13 protein-coding genes are annotated in these 18,815 nt (G+C 53.0%); 11 read left to right on the top strand and 2 right to left on the bottom strand.

Annotated elements, in window-relative coordinates:
- The 3 genes from OGY67_RS07830 (at nucleotide 1) to OGY67_RS07820 (ending at nucleotide 3,927) form a co-directional block, all read left to right on the top strand.
- Nucleotides 1-1,341: an enolase C-terminal domain-like protein gene (locus tag OGY67_RS07830; RefSeq protein WP_286573838.1), complete on the top strand. Its 1,341-nt coding sequence runs from the start codon at nucleotides 1-3 to the stop codon at nucleotides 1,339-1,341.
- Nucleotides 1,342-1,361: 20 nt separating this feature from the next.
- A complete protein-coding gene (gudD, locus tag OGY67_RS07825) occupies nucleotides 1,362-2,702 on the top strand; it encodes a glucarate dehydratase (protein ID WP_286573837.1) in 1,341 nt (446 codons plus the stop codon).
- Between the two features lie 82 nt (nucleotides 2,703-2,784).
- Nucleotides 2,785-3,927 carry a glycerate kinase gene (locus tag OGY67_RS07820; RefSeq protein ID WP_286573836.1) on the top strand — a complete coding sequence of 381 codons (1,143 nt, stop codon included), beginning with the start codon at nucleotides 2,785-2,787 and terminating at the stop codon, nucleotides 3,925-3,927.
- Nucleotides 3,928-3,969: 42 nt separating this feature from the next.
- Here OGY67_RS07820 and barA read toward each other — a convergent pair whose 3' ends face one another.
- Nucleotides 3,970-6,726 carry a two-component sensor histidine kinase BarA gene (gene barA / locus OGY67_RS07815; RefSeq protein WP_008785685.1) on the bottom strand — a complete coding sequence of 919 codons (2,757 nt, stop codon included), beginning with the start codon at nucleotides 6,724-6,726 and terminating at the stop codon, nucleotides 3,970-3,972.
- Between the two features lie 57 nt (nucleotides 6,727-6,783).
- Between barA and rlmD the strand changes: the two genes are divergently transcribed.
- From rlmD to eno, 5 genes are all read left to right on the top strand, one after another.
- Nucleotides 6,784-8,082 (top strand): 23S rRNA (uracil(1939)-C(5))-methyltransferase RlmD, encoded by a 1,299-nt coding sequence (rlmD, locus tag OGY67_RS07810; protein ID WP_286573835.1) that lies wholly within the window; start codon nucleotides 6,784-6,786, stop codon nucleotides 8,080-8,082.
- Between the two features lie 100 nt (nucleotides 8,083-8,182).
- Nucleotides 8,183-10,417, top strand: a complete 2,235-nt coding sequence (gene relA, locus OGY67_RS07805; RefSeq protein WP_003825690.1) for a GTP diphosphokinase — start codon at nucleotides 8,183-8,185, stop codon at nucleotides 10,415-10,417.
- A 130-nt stretch (nucleotides 10,418-10,547) separates the two neighbouring features.
- Nucleotides 10,548-11,339: a nucleoside triphosphate pyrophosphohydrolase gene (gene mazG, locus OGY67_RS07800; RefSeq protein ID WP_003825693.1), complete on the top strand. Its 792-nt coding sequence runs from the start codon at nucleotides 10,548-10,550 to the stop codon at nucleotides 11,337-11,339.
- 349 nt (nucleotides 11,340-11,688) lie between these two features.
- Complete coding sequence (pyrG, locus tag OGY67_RS07795; protein WP_003034127.1) at nucleotides 11,689-13,326, top strand: glutamine hydrolyzing CTP synthase; 1,638 nt, start codon at nucleotides 11,689-11,691, stop codon at nucleotides 13,324-13,326.
- Nucleotides 13,327-13,413: 87 nt separating this feature from the next.
- Nucleotides 13,414-14,712 (top strand): phosphopyruvate hydratase, encoded by a 1,299-nt coding sequence (gene eno, locus OGY67_RS07790; protein ID WP_003034129.1) that lies wholly within the window; start codon nucleotides 13,414-13,416, stop codon nucleotides 14,710-14,712.
- A gap of 55 nt (nucleotides 14,713-14,767) precedes the next feature.
- On the opposite strand, the gene OGY67_RS07785 is transcribed toward eno, so the two are convergent.
- The gene (locus OGY67_RS07785; protein WP_048236682.1) at nucleotides 14,768-15,592 is read right to left on the bottom strand and encodes a MurR/RpiR family transcriptional regulator; all 825 of its coding nucleotides are present in this window, start codon (nucleotides 15,590-15,592) and stop codon (nucleotides 14,768-14,770) included.
- Nucleotides 15,593-15,757: 165 nt separating this feature from the next.
- Here OGY67_RS07785 and OGY67_RS07780 point away from each other — a divergent pair, with 165 nt between their 5' ends.
- The 3 genes from OGY67_RS07780 to queE all read left to right on the top strand — a co-directional run bounded on the left by OGY67_RS07780 (nucleotide 15,758) and on the right by queE (nucleotide 18,746).
- The gene (locus tag OGY67_RS07780) at nucleotides 15,758-17,314 is read left to right on the top strand and encodes a maltose/glucose-specific PTS transporter subunit IIC (protein WP_286573834.1); all 1,557 of its coding nucleotides are present in this window, start codon (nucleotides 15,758-15,760) and stop codon (nucleotides 17,312-17,314) included.
- Entirely contained in the window at nucleotides 17,314-18,003 is a 690-nt protein-coding gene (locus OGY67_RS07775) for an N-acetylmannosamine-6-phosphate 2-epimerase (RefSeq protein WP_286573833.1), read from the top strand. Before OGY67_RS07780 ends, OGY67_RS07775 begins: the two co-directional genes overlap by 1 nt.
- 71 nt (nucleotides 18,004-18,074) lie before the next feature.
- Nucleotides 18,075-18,746, top strand: a complete 672-nt coding sequence (queE, locus tag OGY67_RS07770; RefSeq protein WP_003034139.1) for a 7-carboxy-7-deazaguanine synthase QueE — start codon at nucleotides 18,075-18,077, stop codon at nucleotides 18,744-18,746.
- Nucleotides 18,747-18,815: the final 69 nt, after the last annotated feature.

Here is an 18,815-nt window from a genome sequence, read left to right as displayed (position 1 = left end):
ATGACAACACAATCGAGTCCCGTTATTACCGATATGAAGGTCATCCCGGTGGCCGGTCATGACAGCATGCTGCTCAATATTGGCGGCGCGCATAACGCATACTTTACTCGTAATATCGTGGTGCTCACCGATAATGCCGGAAACACCGGTGTCGGTGAAGCGCCTGGTGGCGAAGTGATTTATCAGACGCTGGTGGATGCGATTCCGCAGGTGTTGGGCCAGGAAGTGGCGCGCCTGAATAAGGTGGTGCAGCAGGTGTATAAAGGCAACCAGGCCGCTGATTTTGACACCTTTGGCAAAGGCGCCTGGACCTTTGAACTACGGGTCAATGCGGTAGCGGCGCTGGAAGCCGCATTGCTCGACCTGCTGGGTAAGGCGCTGAACGTGCCGGTTTGTGAACTGTTAGGGCCGGGCAAGCAGCGCGATGCGGTCACCGTACTCGGCTATCTGTTCTACGTGGGCGATCGCACAAAGACCGATTTACCGTATCTGGAAAGTACGCCGGGAAACCATGAGTGGTATCACCTGCGTCATCAGCAAGCGATGAACAGTGAGGCTGTGGTACGTCTGGCTCAGGCTTCGCAGGATCGCTACGGCTTTAAAGATTTCAAACTCAAGGGCGGTGTACTGCCTGGCGAGCAGGAAATCGACACCGCTCGTGCGCTGAAAAAATGCTTCCCGGATGCGCGTATTACGGTTGATCCCAACGGTGCCTGGCTGCTGGATGAAGCCATCTCCCTGTGTAAAGGGCTGAACGATGTTCTGACCTACGCCGAAGATCCATGCGGCGCTGAACAGGGTTTTTCTGGCCGTGAAGTGATGGCCGAGTTCCGCCGTGCAACCGGTCTGCCGGTAGCAACGAACATGATAGCTACCAACTGGCGTGAAATGGGCCATGCGGTGATGCTGAATTCAGTAGATATTCCGCTGGCCGATCCGCACTTCTGGACCCTTTCTGGCGCGGTACGCGTGGCACAGTTATGCGATGACTGGGGCCTGACCTGGGGCTGCCATTCTAACAATCATTTTGATATTTCCCTGGCGATGTTCACCCACGTTGGTGCGGCTGCGCCGGGTAATCCAACGGCTATTGATACCCACTGGATCTGGCAGGAGGGCGATTGCCGCCTGACCAAAAATCCGGTGGAGATTAAAAACGGAAAAATTGCGGTACCCGATGCGCCCGGTCTGGGCGTGGAACTGGACTGGGATCAGGTACAGAAAGCGCATGAAGCCTATAAGGCGCTGCCCGGCGGCGCGCGTAATGACGCAGGCCCAATGCAGTATCTGATCCCCGGATGGACTTTTGACCGTAAACGTCCCGTTTTCGGCCGCCACTAATTTTGAATAAGGACTTAATTATGAGCGCACAATTTTCTACCCCATTGGTTACCTCTATGCAGGTTATTCCGGTTGCGGGTCATGACAGCATGTTGATGAACCTGAGCGGCGCACATGCTCCGTTCTTCACGCGCAATATTGTGATTATTAAAGATAACTCCGGTCATACCGGCGTGGGTGAAATTCCCGGCGGCGAAAAAATCCGCAAAACGCTGGAAGATGCGATCCCGTTGGTGGTAGGCAAAACGTTAGGCGAATATAAAAATGTGCTGAATGCAGTACGCAATACTTTTGCCGATCGTGATGCGGGCGGTCGCGGTTTGCAGACCTTCGATTTACGTACCACTATTCATGTGGTTACTGGGATCGAAGCGGCCATGTTGGATCTGTTAGGTCAGCATTTGGGCGTAAACGTCGCCTCTTTGCTGGGGGATGGCCAGCAGCGTAGTGAAGTTGAAATGTTGGGTTACCTGTTCTTCGTGGGTAACCGTAAGGCAACGCCGCTGCCGTACCAGAGTCAGCCGGATGATAAATGCGACTGGTATCGTCTGCGTCATGAAGAAGCGATGATCCCGGATGCGGTAGTGCGCCTGGCGGAAGCCGCGTATGAGAAGTATGGTTTCAACGACTTTAAACTGAAAGGCGGCGTACTGGCAGGGGAAGAAGAAGCGGAATCTATTGTCGCGCTAGCGAAACGCTTTCCGCAGGCCCGCGTCACGCTGGATCCGAACGGCGCGTGGTCGCTAAATGAAGCGATTAAGATCGGCAAATATCTGAAGGGTTCTCTGGCCTATGCGGAAGATCCGTGCGGTGCCGAGCAGGGCTTCTCTGGTCGTGAAGTGATGGCGGAGTTCCGCCGCGCCACCGGTCTGCCGACCGCCACCAACATGATCGCCACCGACTGGCGTCAGATGGGGCATACGCTGTCGTTGCAGTCTGTGGATATCCCACTGGCGGACCCGCACTTCTGGACCATGCAGGGTTCTGTCCGTGTGGCGCAGATGTGCCATGAGTTCGGGCTGACCTGGGGATCGCACTCTAACAATCACTTTGATATTTCGCTGGCGATGTTTACGCATGTCGCGGCGGCGGCTCCGGGTAAAATAACCGCTATCGACACCCACTGGATCTGGCAGGAAGGCAACCAGCGCTTGACCAAAGAGCCGTTTGAAATCAAAGGCGGCATGGTGCAGGTTCCGGCAAAACCGGGTCTGGGTGTGGAGCTGGATATGGATCAGGTCATGAAAGCGCATGAGCTGTACCAGCAACATGGACTGGGTGCGCGTGATGATGCGATGGGTATGCAGTATCTTATCCCGAACTGGACGTTTGATAATAAGCGTCCGTGCATGGTTCGCTAAGTGATCCAGGACCGCTCCTATAGAGTGAGCGGTTTTGCTCCTGGTGTATGCTTAACATAATCAACATGCGTAAGGATGCTTTATGAAAATAGTAATCGCACCCGATTCCTATAAGGAAAGTTTGAGTGCGCTTGAGGTGGCAACGGCTATAGAGCTGGGGTTTCGTGAGATCTGGCCCGATGCGGATTACATGAAGATCCCGGTTGCAGATGGCGGTGAAGGAACGGTCGAAGCGATGGTTGCCGCAACGCAAGGTCACCTTGTGCATGTTGATGTTACCGGCCCTTTGGGCAACACAATTCAGGCATTTTATGGTTTATCTGGTGATGAGCGCTCGGCGTTTATCGAAATGGCGGCCGCCAGCGGACTGGAACAGGTTCCTGCGAGGCTACGCGATCCGCTGAAAACGACGTCCTGGGGAACCGGGGAGTTAATCCGTCATGCGCTGGACGCTGGCGTTGAGCATATCATCATTGGGATTGGCGGTAGCGCCACCAATGATGGCGGTTCCGGGATGGTGCAAGCGCTGGGAGCAAAATTGCTGGATGCGCAAAATAACGAAATTGCGCAAGGCGGGATCGGTCTGGAATCTCTGTCCCGGATTGATATTTCTCAGTTAGACAGCCGTCTTGCCGGGTGCCGTATTGAAGTGGCTTGCGATGTGACCAACCCGTTGACTGGAAAAGAGGGCGCATCTGCGGTTTTTGGTCCGCAAAAAGGGGCGACGCCGGAGATGATTATTCGCCTGGATCGGGCGCTCACGCACTATGCGCAACTCATTGCCCGCGATCTGGACGTCAACGTGCTGGATCTGGCCGGTGGTGGTGCGGCGGGTGGTATGGGGGCGGCGCTGTATGCGTTTTGCGGCGCACAGTTACGCTGCGGTATTGAGATAGTGACCGATGCGTTACACCTTGATGCCTGCGTTGCGGATGCGGATTTAGTGGTCACAGGTGAAGGGCGCATTGATAGTCAGACCATTCACGGTAAGGTTCCTGTTGGCGTAGCGAAGGTCGCAAAGCGTTACAACAAGCCGGTTATCGGTATCGCAGGTAGCCTGACGGCGGATGTCGGTGTGGTCCACGAGCATGGGCTGGATGCGGTTTTCAGCGTCATCTATACCATCTGTACCCTGGATGAGGCGCTAAAGAACGCGAGCGACAACGTACGAATGACGGCGCGAAACGTAGCCGCAACGCTCAAAGCAGGGCAGCAATTACGCTGAGTTGTAGGTCGGATAAGGCGTTTACGCCGCATCCGGCGAATATCACCCCAATATCCGTTTCGCTTCGCGCGCAACGTTGTCCATTTCATCCAGAAGCTCTAAAAATTCAGGTTCCAGCTCTTCTTCTTTGGTTCCACTGCGTAGCTGTTGTTCAATGAGCTGACACAGGTTTTTCATGCGGGGGACACCACTATAGCCGCAACTGCCGTGCAGCTTGTGAATCATATCCACCAGCCCTTCGGGGTTCTCTCCGACCAGTTGCTCTTCGATTTTGTTACGCACCTCAGGCAGAAAATCGATCAGCATTTGCAGCATATCCCGTGCCAAATCGTTCTTACCCGCGGCTTGCCTTAATGCCAGTTGCCAGTCGAGCGTCGTGTTCGGATTGACGACTGGCTCAAGAGGTTCTGCGGTGAGTGCCCGCAGCGATGTGCTTGCGCCCGGTTTGTAACGTAACAGCAGATTATGCAGCTTATCTTCCTCGATAGGCTTCGCCAGGTAATCGTTCATCCCGGCGCTGAGCAGCTTCTCTTTCTGCCCGGCCATGGCGTGTGCGGTGACCGCAATGACTGGTGTCTGCTGTTGATGAGGAAGCTGGTGGATCAGTTCGCAGGCACGAATGCCGTCCATGTCTGGCATCTGAATATCCATCAGGATCAGGTCAAACGGCATTTGTCTGGCGCGATCCACCGCCTGATGCCCGCTGTCGCAAAGCACGACGTGCTGGACCTTATCTTCCAGCAATGCGCCAATCAGCTTGAGGTTCGCCGGGTTGTCGTCTACCGCCATGACGGTCATCGCAATTTTGCTTTCATCTAACAGCAGCGGATCCGCGCTGTGGTTTAGCTGACAATACTCTGTCAGCGCAGGCAGTAAGCGGGTTGAGGTGAGAGGTTTCAACAGACACGCCGCCGCGCCGCCCTGTTTCAATTTCTCTGCGTTAATTTGTGCATGACAAGGCAAGGCTAGCAACAGGAAGTCGGTCATCGCTGCTGCGCTCGCCAGCCGCTCATGCTGCATGGTGAGTGGTTCGCGCAAAGTGACCGGAATGCCCAGCAACAGAATGTCGTAGTGCTCCGCTGGCAACCCGGAGAACGAAGGGCTGTAAATCACCTCCAGCGGTGTTTCACTCAAGATATCTAACGTGCATTGTGCGGCGGTGGCGTTAGGTTCGACGTAGGCCAGTCGTTTACCGGCAAGACAGAGCGTGGTTGAGCGGTCAACGATAACGTTAGGGTTGAGATCGAGGCTGATATGGAACCAGAACGTGGAACCCCGGTTAGGCTGGCTGTGGAAGGAGATATCTCCACCCATTTCGTTGACCAGTTTTTGCGTAATGACCAGACCTAGCCCGGTTCCGCCATGACGCCGGGAAATACTGGCATCCGCCTGACGGAAAGCCTGGAACAGGCGGGATTGATCGCGCTCAGGAATACCGATCCCGGTATCGCGGATTTGTACTTCAATTTGCACTTTCGTGTTACTAAGGGCTCGCTTCTCGACCAGAATGTCGATGTTGCCGCCCTCGGTAAATTTGATGGCGTTGCCGACCAGATTGGTGATCACCTGCTGTAAACGCAACGGGTCACCGATGACGTTGTCCGGTACGTCATTCTTAATATTCAGCGTCAGCTCAAGCCCTTTATCATGGGATGAATGCGCTAACAGCGTAACGACGTCATCCAGCGTGCTGCGCAGCGGGAACGGAATGCTTTCCAGAATCAGCTTGCCCGCCTCAAGTTTGGAGAAGTCGAGTACATCATTGATGATGGCCAGCAGATTGTTAGCCGAGCGTTCAATGGTATTCAGGTGATCGCGCTGTGTGGTGTTGAGCTCGGTTTTTAGCGTCAGACGGGTGAAGCCAATCACGCCATTCAGCGGTGTTCGCAGCTCGTGGGACATGTTTGCCAGAAACTCAGACTTAATACGTGCCGCTTCCTGGGCGCGTTTCTTCGCCAGATCCAGCTCGACGTTCTGGATTTCCATCTGCTCCAGCGTTTCGCGCAGGTCAGAGGTGGCCTGATCGATGTTGTGCTGCATCTCTTCATGGTAGGCCGCGAGAGACATGGCCATCGAGTTGATGCCATTTTTAAGCATATCCAGCTCGCCCAGCATGAAACCTTCCACGCGGCTGTCGAGCTGTCCTCTACGTATTCGGTCAACGGTATTCACCATATTGCGAATCGGGCCGGTCACGTCGCGCATCAGACGCCAGCCGAAAATTAACGCAATACCAATACAAAACAGCATCATTACGCTGGAGATAAAGATCTCTTTGTACTGCTGCAATCGTACGGACTTAAGGTCCAGCTCAAGCGCCACATACCCCAGCATATTTTTGGTGTTTTTGGCGTCGCTTACGGCGGATTCATCCGGTGAATAGCTTTCCGATATAATAGGGGTTCGCAGGATCATGATATCCCCGTGCCGGGTGACGCTCAGCTTCCGGGGAAACGGTGAACCTGTCGCCAACTGCATTTCAGACGGATCGAGATGAAAATTAGAGGTGACGAACAGTCGGTTATTTTCGTCATAAACAGAAATTGCCCGCACGATATCGGAATGGCGACGATGCAGCACGCTGATAAGCTGGCCGATGGATTCCCTGTTTTGCAGGTTCATGCCATATTCGCTGGAGACCGCGAGTGGTTCAATGATGCTGGCACCAGCATCTTCCAGTTGACGCTGCAAGTCGTTATAGCGATGCACAACAAAAAAGATACTGAGCAACAAACCTATCAGGACGGTCGGGGCCAGGATCAGAATCATCATGCGTGCGCGCAGGCTGTAGTTGGTCATGGAGTTCCGTTATGGGACAATTAGGGTCACACTGTTAAATAGAGAAATATCTCGTCGATGGCGCAATTCTACTCTGCAAAACGACGCGTGACGACGCGTCAGATCATAACCGTTACCGTCAATGACCTTGATCCTTTCGGTCAGGGCGTCGCTCGCCATAACGGAAAGGCGTTGTTTATACCGGAATTGCTACCCCAGGAAAGCGCCGAGGTGGTGATTACCGAAGATAAAAAACAGTTTGCCCGCGCGCAAGTAAAACGACGTTTAAACGACAGCCCACAGCGTGAAGTGCCACGTTGCCCGCATTTTGGCGTGTGCGGCGGTTGCCAGCAGCAGCATGCCAGCATCTCATTGCAGCAGCGTAGCAAAAGCGCAGCGTTGTCGCGTTTAATGAAATGTGAGGTGTCGGATGTTATAGCTGATGCCCCGTGGGGCTATCGTCGTCGCGCACGTTTGAGTCTGAACTATCGGCCAAAAGAACAAAAATTGCAGATGGGGTTTCGCAAATCCGGTTCCAGCGACATTATCGATGTCAAACAATGCCCTATTTTGGTGCCCCAGCTTGAGGCGTTATTGCCCCATCTCAGAGCGTGTCTGGAAAGTCTGCAAGGGTTACGCCATCTTGGCCATGTCGAACTGGTGCAGGCGGGAAGTGGAACCCTGATGATTTTGCGCCACACGGCGCCATTGAGTGCTGCGGATAAAGAAAAACTGGAATGCTTTTCGCATTCTCAGGGGCTGTCTTTGTTTCTGGCCCCGCAAAGCGAGATACTGGAATCAATATCAGAAGAATCGCCCTGGTATGATTCAAATGGACTACGGTTAACCTTCAGCCCGCGCGATTTTATTCAGGTCCATGAAGGGGTAAACCAACAAATGGTCGCCCGTGCGCTGGAATGGCTTGATGTGCAACCTGAAGATCGTGTACTCGATCTGTTCTGTGGCATGGGAAATTTTACCCTACCGCTGGCAGCTCGGGCAGCAAGCGTGGTTGGCGTAGAAGGTGTTCCTGCGTTGGTGGAAAAAGGCCGAGAAAACGCGCTGAATAACGGATTACACAATGTGACATTCTTTCATGAAAACCTTGAGGAAGATGTTACCCGACAGCCGTGGGCGAAAAACGGATTCGACAAAGTATTGCTCGATCCTGCGCGTGCGGGGGCTGCAGGTGTGATGCAACATATTATAAAATTAGAACCTATACGCGTTGTTTATGTATCCTGTAACCCAGCAACGCTGGCTCGTGACAGCGATGCTTTGCTCAACGCTGGATACGCCATACGGCGACTGGCGATGCTCGATATGTTTCCGCACACTGGACACCTGGAATCAATGGTCCTGTTTGAGCGTTTGTAATGAATTTTGTACCCATTGGATTTCGGGTTGTAATGCAGCATGAAAGACAATGGATAGGGCTTGTCGACTTCGACAGGCCTGGCCCCTTAAGGAGAGGACAATGGTTGCGGTAAGAAGTGCACATATAAATAAAGCTGGTGAGTTTGATCCAAAGAAATGGATCGCGAGTCTGGGGATCTCCAGCCAGCAGTCGTGTGAACGCTTAGCCGAAACCTGGGCGTACTGCCTCCAGCAGACACAGGGGCATCCGGATGCGGATCTGCTGCTGTGGCGTGGCGTGGAGATGGTAGAAATTCTCTCCATGTTGAGCATGGATATCGACACGCTGCGTGCAGCAATGCTGTTCCCTCTGGCTGATGCCAACGTGGTCAGTGAAGACATCCTGCGCGAGAGCGTGGGCAAATCCATTGTTCATCTTATCCACGGTGTGCGTGATATGGCGGCAATACGCCAGCTTAAAGCCACGCATACCGATTCAGTTTCTTCCGAGCAGGTCGATAACGTCCGCCGTATGCTGCTGGCAATGGTAGATGACTTCCGCTGTGTGGTCATCAAGCTGGCAGAGCGGATTGCCCATCTGCGTGAAGTGAAAGACGCGCCGGAAGATGAACGCGTTCTGGCGGCAAAAGAGTGCACCAATATCTATGCACCGCTGGCCAACCGTTTGGGAATCGGGCAATTAAAATGGGAGCTGGAAGATTATTGCTTCCGTTATCTGCACCCGGCTGAATACAAACGCATAGCCAAGCTGCTGCATGAACGTCGTATCGACAGGGAACATTACATTGATGAGTTCGTCGGTCATTTGCGCTCAGAGATGAAAACGGAAGGCGTCAAAGCCGAAGTGTATGGACGTCCGAAGCATATCTACAGCATCTGGCGCAAAATGCAGAAAAAGCAGTTGGCCTTCGATGAACTGTTCGATGTACGCGCAGTGCGTATCGTGGCAGAGCGTTTACAGGACTGCTATGCCGCACTCGGGATAGTACACACTCACTATCGCCATCTGCCGGATGAGTTCGATGATTACGTTGCTAATCCGAAACCCAATGGCTACCAGTCAATCCATACGGTTGTACTGGGGCCGGGCGGGAAAACCATCGAAATTCAGATCCGTACCAAACAGATGCACGAAGATGCCGAACTGGGCGTCGCCGCGCACTGGAAGTACAAAGAGGGCACAGCTTCAGGCGCGGCGCGTTCTGGTCATGAAGATCGCATTGCGTGGCTGCGTAAGCTGATTGCCTGGCAGGAAGAGATGGCGGATTCCGGTGAAATGCTGGATGAAGTCCGTAGCCAGGTCTTTGATGACCGCGTGTACGTCTTTACGCCAAAAGGGGACGTTGTAGACTTACCTGCGGGCTCCACGCCGCTCGATTTTGCTTACCACATTCATAGCGATGTGGGGCATCGATGCATTGGCGCGAAAATTGGCGGGCGCATCGTACCGTTTACCTACCAGCTGCAGATGGGCGATCAAATTGAAATTATCACCCAGAAACAGCCAAACCCAAGCCGCGACTGGCTGAATCCTAACCTTGGCTACGTAACCACCAGTCGTGGGCGTTCGAAGATCCACGCCTGGTTCCGTAAACAGGACCGCGACAAAAACATCCTTGCTGGTCGCCAGATCCTCGACGATGAGCTGGCGCATTTAGGTATCAGCCTGAAAGAGGCGGAAAAACACCTGCTGCCGCGCTACAGCTTCAATGAGCTGGACGAGTTGCTGGCGGCGATTGGTGGGGGAGACATCCGCCTCAACCAAATGGTGAACTTCCTGCAGGCGCAGTTTAATAAGCCAAGCGCTGCCGAACAGGATGCCGCCGCGCTGAAACAGCTTCAGCAGAAAACGCAGGCACCGCAGAGCCGTCGTAAAGACGACGGTCGTGTGGTGGTGGAAGGGGTAGGTAACCTGATGCACCACATCGCTCGCTGCTGCCAGCCGATTCCGGGCGATGAGATTGTCGGATTTATTACCCAGGGACGCGGTATTTCCGTGCACCGGGCGGATTGTGAACAGCTGGCTGAGCTGCGCTCCCATGCGCCGGAACGTATTGTTGATGCGGTCTGGGGCGAAAGCTACTCGGCAGGATATTCGCTGGTGGTTCGCGTCCAGGCCAACGATCGCAGCGGCTTGTTACGTGATATCACTACTATTCTCGCCAACGAGAAGGTGAACGTGCTGGGAGTTGCCAGCCGAAGTGATACCAAACAACAGCTGGCCACCATCGATATGACCATCGAAATTTATAACCTGCAGGTGCTCGGGCGCGTGCTCGGCAAGCTGAACCAGGTACCGGATGTGATCGACGCACGTCGCTTGCACGGTAATTAATGATTTTGTAGGCCGGATAACCTTGTAGGCCTGATAAGACGCGTTAGCGTTGCCATCAGGCATTGCTATGTTGCCGGATGTCGGCTATCGCCTTATCCGGTCTACTGTATTGAAATTTCAGGATATCCCAATGAATCAAATCGACCGACTGCTCGGTATTATGCAGCGCCTGCGCGACCCGGAAAACGGCTGTCCGTGGGACAAAGAGCAGACATTCTCCACTATTGCCCCTTACACCCTCGAAGAAACCTATGAAGTGCTGGACGCGATTGCGCGTGAAGACTTTGACGACCTGCGCGGAGAGCTGGGCGACCTGCTGTTCCAGGTGGTGTTTTACGCCCAGATGGCGCAGGAAGAAGGGCGCTTCAACTTCGATGATATTTGTGCTGCGATAAGCGATAAACTTGAACGCCGTCATCCACATGTTTTTGCTGATGTTTCTGCCAGTAACAGTACTGAGGTTTTGACCCGTTGGGAAAAAATCAAAAGTGAAGAACGCGCCCAGAAGGCACAGCATTCCGCACTCGACGATATTCCCCGCAGTTTACCGGCATTAATGCGCGCCCAAAAAATCCAGAAACGCTGCTCAAATGTTGGCTTCGACTGGAAAACGTTAGGACCGGTTGTCGACAAGGTTTACGAAGAGATCGACGAAGTCATGTTTGAGGCTAAGCAGGCTGTTGTCGACCAGGCTAAACTGGAGGAGGAAATGGGCGATCTGCTGTTTGCTACGGTTAATATGGCCCGGCATTTAGGCACTAAAGCAGAGACCGCATTGCAGAAAGCGAACGAGAAGTTTGAGCGGCGTTTTCGTGAAGTTGAGCGAATTGTGGCTTCGCGCGGTTTGGAAATGACTGGTGTTGATCTGGAAACTATGGAAGAAGTCTGGCAACAGGTAAAACGGCAGGAAATTGATCTCTAAGGGATTTCGTCGGTCAAGGGCGATTTGTGTGATTTTTTAAATAACAAGCGCTTGATTTACGTCAAAAACATTTACCCAAAAGAGGCTATTTTCTCTTCCCGTTATGTTGATGAAACACCTTGTATACTGCCTCTTCGAGTTATTCGAGTCGCAACAAGGCGGCGACTGAAAGAATCCCAGGAACATAGAAATGCTATGTGACTGGGGTGAGTGAAGGAAGCCAACACCGGTGCGGCTTGAAGAACGAAGGAGAGGGGATAATGAAAGTTTGTGGCGCTCGTCATGTTCGGGTATACTACTTTCCCGTCTTGGTAATTCCATCGTTTCACCCTAACTTCTCAGGTCCAGCATGACAACGAACTATATTTTTGTGACCGGCGGGGTCGTATCCTCTCTGGGAAAAGGCATTGCCGCAGCCTCCCTGGCAGCCATTCTTGAAGCCCGTGGCCTCAATGTAACCATGATGAAACTGGATCCGTACATCAACGTCGATCCAGGTACTATGAGCCCAATCCAACACGGGGAAGTGTTCGTTACCGAAGACGGCGCTGAAACCGACCTGGACCTGGGTCACTATGAGCGTTTCATTCGTACCAAAATGAGCCGCCGCAACAACTTCACTACGGGTCGTATCTACTCCGACGTTCTGCGTAAAGAGCGCCGTGGCGACTACCTGGGCGCAACAGTTCAGGTTATCCCGCACATCACGAATGCCATTAAAGAGCGCGTTCTGGAAGGCGGTGAAGGTCATGATGTTGTTCTGGTCGAAATCGGCGGAACCGTTGGGGATATCGAATCTCTGCCGTTCCTTGAAGCGATTCGCCAGATGGCCGTAGAAATTGGCCGTGAGCACACGCTGTTTATGCATCTGACGCTGGTTCCGTACATGGCGGCGGCAGGTGAAGTCAAAACTAAACCGACTCAGCACTCTGTAAAAGAGCTGCTTTCTATCGGTATTCAGCCAGATATCCTGATTTGCCGCTCCGATCGCGCAGTTCCGGCTAATGAACGTGCAAAAATTGCATTGTTCTGTAACGTTCCGGAAAAAGCGGTGATTTCTCTGAAAGATGTCGATTCCATCTATAAAATCCCGGGCCTGTTGAAATCTCAGGGCCTTGACGATTATATTTGTAAACGATTCAGCTTGAACTGTCCGGAAGCTAATCTGTCAGAATGGGAACAGGTTATTTACGAAGAAGCGAATCCGGCAGGCGAAGTGACTATCGGTATGGTCGGCAAGTACATTGAACTGCCGGATGCCTATAAGTCAGTTATCGAAGCGCTGAAGCATGGTGGTCTGAAGAATCGTGTCACCGTCAACATCAAGCTGATCGATTCGCAAGATGTCGAAACGCGTGGCGTTGAGATCCTGAAAGGTCTTGATGCAATCCTGATCCCAGGCGGCTTCGGCTACCGTGGTGTTGAAGGTAAAATCGCGACGGCGCGCTTTGCGCGTGAGAACAATATTCCTTATCTGGGCATTTGCCTGGGTATGCAGGTTGCGTTGATTGAGTTTGCACGTAACGTAGTGGGTATGGATAACGCCAACTCCACGGAATTTGTGCCAGACTGTAAGTACCCGGTGGTGGCCCTGATTACCGAATGGCGCGATGAAGACGGCAACGTCGAAGTCCGTACCGAGAAGAGCGATCTGGGCGGCACAATGCGCCTTGGTGCGCAGCAGTGTCAGTTGAGCGACGATAGCCTGGTTCGTCAACTGTACGGCGCGCCGACAATTGTTGAACGCCATCGCCACCGTTACGAAGTCAACAATATGCTGTTGAAACAGATTGAAGCTGCGGGTCTGCGTATTGCAGGCCGTTCCGGTGATGATCAGTTGGTCGAGATCATTGAGGTACCGAATCATCCGTGGTTCGTGGCCTGTCAGTTCCACCCGGAATTTACTTCCACGCCACGTGATGGGCACCCGCTGTTTGCCGGCTTTGTGAAAGCCGCCAGTGAACATCAGAAGCGTCAGGCGAAGTAAGAAGTAAATAAGTTAGAACGGCAATGCACCCATTAGGGTGCATTGTTTGTCTGGAGTTTTAGTTTAACTTGTACTGAGGAAAATCTAATGTCCAAAATCGTTAAAATCATCGGTCGTGAAATCATCGACTCCCGTGGTAACCCGACTGTTGAAGCCGAAGTACACCTGGAAGGTGGTTTCGTTGGTATGGCAGCAGCTCCGTCAGGTGCTTCTACTGGTTCCCGCGAAGCACTGGAACTGCGCGATGGCGACAAATCCCGTTTCATGGGTAAAGGCGTACTGAAAGCTGTTGCAGCTGTTAACGGCCCAATTGCTCAGGCTCTGCTGGGTAAAGATGCTAAAGATCAGGCTGGCATCGACAAGATCATGATCGATCTGGACGGTACTGAAAACAAATCCAACTTCGGTGCAAACGCCATCCTGGCTGTGTCCCTGGCGAACGCCAAAGCAGCAGCTGCTGCTAAAGGCTTGCCGCTGTATGCACACATCGCTGAACTGAACGGTACTCCGGGTAAATACTCCATGCCGGTTCCGATGATGAACATCATCAACGGTGGTGAGCACGCTGACAACAACGTCGACATCCAGGAATTCATGATTCAGCCGGTTGGCGCTAAGACTCTGAAAGAAGCCGTTCGTATGGGTTCTGAAGTGTTCCACAACCTGGCTAAAGTTCTGAAAGCTAAAGGTATGAACACTGCAGTTGGTGACGAAGGTGGCTACGCGCCGAACCTGGGTTCCAACGCTGAAGCTCTGGCTGTAATCGCTGAAGCGGTTAAAGCAGCTGGCTACGAGCTGGGCAAAGACATCACCCTGGCGATGGACTGTGCAGCTTCTGAATTCTACAAAGACGGTAAATACGTTCTGGCTGGCGAAGGCAACAAAGCATTCACCTCCGAAGAATTCACTCACTTCCTGGAAGAACTGACCAAACAGTACCCGATCGTGTCCATCGAAGATGGTCTGGACGAGTCTGACTGGGACGGTTTCGCATACCAGACTAAAGTACTGGGCGACAAAATCCAGCTGGTTGGTGACGATCTGTTCGTAACTAACACCAAGATCCTGAAAGAAGGCATCGAAAAAGGCATCGTTAACTCCATCCTGATCAAATTCAACCAGATCGGTTCTCTGACCGAAACTCTGGCTGCGATCAAAATGGCGAAAGACGCTGGCTACACCGCTGTCATCTCTCACCGCTCTGGCGAAACTGAAGACGCTACCATCGCTGACCTGGCTGTTGGTACCGCTGCAGGCCAGATCAAAACTGGTTCTATGAGCCGTTCTGACCGCGTTGCTAAGTACAACCAGCTGATTCGTATCGAAGAAGCTCTGGGTGAACAAGCACCGTACAACGGTCGTAAAGAGATCAAAGGTCAGGCGTAATCCTGTTCTTTAACTCTTAACGTAAAAACCCGCTGCGGCGGGTTTTTTTATGCTCTTAAAGCAGTAGAGGAAGGGTCGCGCTGGCGGTTTGCTGGCTCACATTACTGTACTTTTCATCCAGAGCAATCAGCGACGTAGTCAGTAGTTCTACCAACAGCATCACTCCCACCTTGGCGTTTAGCGCGCCAGCACTCAACGGACCTTCTGGTTTGGCTGCGACCAGTTGAATATCACTCAGCGAAGCCAACGGGCTGCGCGGCGTATTACTTAACGCCAGTACGCGCACGCCTTGCTTACGCGCCAGTTTAACGACATGCAGTAGATCGCGCGTCGAACCTGAACTGGAAATCGCTACCACCAGCGTGTCTTTGTTAAGCGTTGTGGCGTTCATGGCTGCACGATGCATGTCACTGAACAATTGTGCAGGTTTGCCGAGGCGCAGGAGTTTGTAATGTAAATACTCACCCAGAATAGCGCTGGCCGCTACGCCATAAATCTGTACCGACTGGGCCTGATGCAGCGCCAAAGCGGCGGATTCCAGTAATGTCCTGTCGAGTAATTTTGCTGTGTCCTGCAGCGCTTGTACGGATTCATTGACCACATTGTCAATCTCATCTCCGCTGTGCTCTACCGGCTGTCCTTGCTGGAGATCGAGTGCCAGCGCCATTTTGAATTCGTTATAACCCTTACACCCTAGTGCGCGGCACAGACGTGTGACGCTCGCCTCGCTGGTGTCGCTTTCACGCGCCAGTTCGGTAATCGTCAGGTAGACAACTTTTGCCGGATCGCTGAGCACAAACTCTCCCAGCTTCTGCTGTGTTCGGCTATATCCGTCAACGCCCTGGCGCAATCTCAGCAGCAGGTTTTCATTTTCTGACATGCAAAATCCTTAATGCGTTTCTCTGTTGATAGTGTGGCGGAAAGCAGGGGAGAGATGCCAGTCATTTTAAAAAAGTATGATCGGCTTCCTGGGTTTTGATGATAATTTTCATTTTATAAATTAAATATGGTAAAAATTTTCATCATTAATCGGGGAGATGAAAAAATGATGCAAATGTTTAGCGGCGCTTCATCGGGCGCATGGTTCGAAAAGGCACAGCGGTTCGGCAAATCGTTCATGCTGCCGATTGCGGTACTGCCCGCTGCGGGGCTGTTGTTAGGGATTGGCGGCGCGCTGTCGAATCCAAACACATTGACTGCTTATCCATTTTTGAACGTTGACTGGTTACAGGCAATCTTCACGATCATGACCAGCGCAGGTTCTATTGTGTTTGCCAACCTGTCGGTGCTCTTTGCGGTAGGTGTCGCAGTGGGACTGGCGAAAACGGATAAAGGCACCGCCGGGCTTGCGGCATTGCTGGCATTTCTGGTGATGAACGCCACCATCAACGCTTTATTGACGCTCAACGGAACGCTGGCACACGAGAATCCCGGTGCCGTAGGCCAGGGGATGACGCTGGGTATTCAGACACTGGAAACGGGTGTGTTCGGTGGGGTGGTGATTGGGCTTGTCACCTGCGCGCTGCATAGCCGTTTCAATAAAGTCTCATTACCTCAGTTCCTTGGTTTCTTCAGCGGTTCGCGCTTTGTACCGATTATTAGCTCCCTTGCCGCGATTGTCGTGGGTGCGGTCATGACGGTGGTTTGGCCGCATTTCCAGAAACTCATTTTTGGACTGGGTGGTCTGGTGGATGCGACAGGCTATCTGGGGACGCTGTTGTACGGCTTCATCCTGCGTATGCTTGGCCCACTGGGTTTACACCATATCTTTTATTTGCCGTTCTGGACGACAGCGCTTGGCGGTAGTGAAATCGTCAACGGCCAGTTAGTTGAAGGTACGCAGCGTATTTTCTTCGCGCAACTTGCCGATCCGAATACGCAGCAGTTCTATGCGGGCACCTCGCGCTTTATGTCCGGGCGCTTCATCACCATGATGTTTGGCCTGCTTGGCGCATGTCTGGCGATGTACCATACTGCCAGGCCTGAGAACCGAAAACTTGTCGCTGGTCTGCTGTTGTCAGCGGCCCTGACCTCTTTCCTGACAGGGATCACTGAGCCTATCGAGTTCTCCTTCCTGTTTGTCGCACCCGTGTTATACGTCATTCACGCCTTCTTCGATGGGCTGGCGTTTATGATGGCGCATATTTTACATATCACCATCGGGCAAACCTTTTCGGGTGGGCTTATCGATTTCCTCCTTTTCGGCGTGCTACAGGGGGAAGCTAAAACCAACTGGATGTACGTCCCCATGGTGGGGATCCCGTGGTTCTTCCTTTACTACTTCACCTTCCGCTATTTGATTAACCGCTTTAACTGGTTGACACCAGGTCGTGAAAACGCAGCGCCGACTGAATCCGGCCTGCCGCAGAGTGAGCGAGCAGCGGCAGTGATCGCCGGGCTGGGAGGCAAAGAGAATCTGGAAGAGGTGGATTGTTGCGCCACACGCCTGCGCGTGACGGTGAAAGAGAGCAGCAAGGTCGATGAAGCGGCGCTGAAAGCGACCGGAGCCCGTGGCGTAATTATTCGCGGCAACGGGGTTCAGGTGATTTATGGCCCGCATGTCACCATCATTAAAAACGAAGTCGAAGAGATCTTATCGTAATGAAAACTGTACTGGATTCCCTGAAAGGTAAATTAATTGTCTCCTGTCAGGCGCTGGAAAATGAGCCCCTGCACAGCCCGTTTATTATGTCACGTATGGCGCTGGCGGCAGCGCAGAGCGGTGCGGTAGGTATTCGTGCGAACAGCGTGGTGGACATTCGCGCGATCAAAGAGAGCGTCTCCCTGCCGGTGATTGGGATTATCAAGCGTGATTATCCGGGTAGCGATGTGTTTATCACGGCCACTTTACAGGAAGTCGATGAACTGATGACCGTTGAGCCGGAAATTATTGCTCTGGATGCGACAGCGCGCCCGCGCCCCGGTGGGCAAACGCTGGAAGAACTGGTCACGCAGATCCGTGCTCGCTATCCGTCCGTACTGCTGATGGCGGATATTGCCACCGTAGACGAAGCGGTGACCGCTGAGCGCCTGGGTTTTGACTGTGTGGGCACTACGCTCTACGGCTATACCGCTGATACTGCCGGGCATGTGCTGGCGGAAAACGACTGCGGTTTTTTACGTGATGTGTTGGCTGCGGTCAGTGTACCGGTTGTGGCGGAAGGGAACGTTGATACCCCTGAACGTGCTGCACGATGCCTGGCATTAGGCGCCCATACCGTGGTGGTTGGTGGGGCTATTACCCGTCCGCAGCAGATAACGGCGCGCTTTGTCGCAGCGATCGCCTCGTAAAGCATCGATGGGGCATGATACTTTGGCGGGGATCTGCGATAATTATCGTTTATCCCCATATTGAGAGCGCTATGCAGTACCCGATTAACGAGATGTTCCAGACCCTGCAAGGTGAGGGTTACTTTACCGGCGTCCCCGCCATTTTTATTCGTTTACAGGGATGCCCGGTTGGCTGTGCCTGGTGCGATACCAAACACACCTGGGATAAGCTTGAGGATCGGGAAGTCTCCCTGTACAGCATCCTGGCCAAGACCAAAGAAAGCGATAAATGGGGTGCTGCGAGCAGCGAAGATCTGCTGGCGGTCATTTCGCGTCAGGGCTATACCGCCCGTCACGTGGTGATCACCGGTGGCGAGCCCTGCATTCATGACCTGATGCCGCTGACTGACCTGCTGGAAAAGAACGGCTTTAGCTGCCAGATTGAGACCAGCGGCACGCACGAAGTACGCTGTACGCCGAATACCTGGGTGACCGTATCGCCGAAGGTGAATATGCGCGGTGGCTATGATGTGCTGTCACAGGCGCTGGAGCGCGCGAATGAAATCAAGCATCCGGTTGGCCGCGTCCGCGATATTGAAGCACTGGATGAACTGCTGGCGACGTTGAGTGACGACAAACCGCGAATCATCGCCTTACAGCCAATCAGCCAGAAAGAAGATGCGACGCGTTTGTGCATTGATACCTGTATTGCGCGTAACTGGCGTCTGTCGATGCAGACCCATAAGTATCTGAATATTGCCTGATAACTGTGCCGGGGGCGTTTCGCTTACCCGGCCAGAGTTTGTTGCTCGTTGCAGGCCGGATAAGACGCA

Source organism: Citrobacter sp. Cpo015 (assembly GCF_030333035.1).
Classification (GTDB): domain Bacteria; phylum Pseudomonadota; class Gammaproteobacteria; order Enterobacterales; family Enterobacteriaceae; genus Citrobacter; species Citrobacter portucalensis.
The sequence above is the reverse complement of the archived record's forward strand: the minus strand, read 5'-3'. Positions and strand labels throughout refer to the sequence as shown.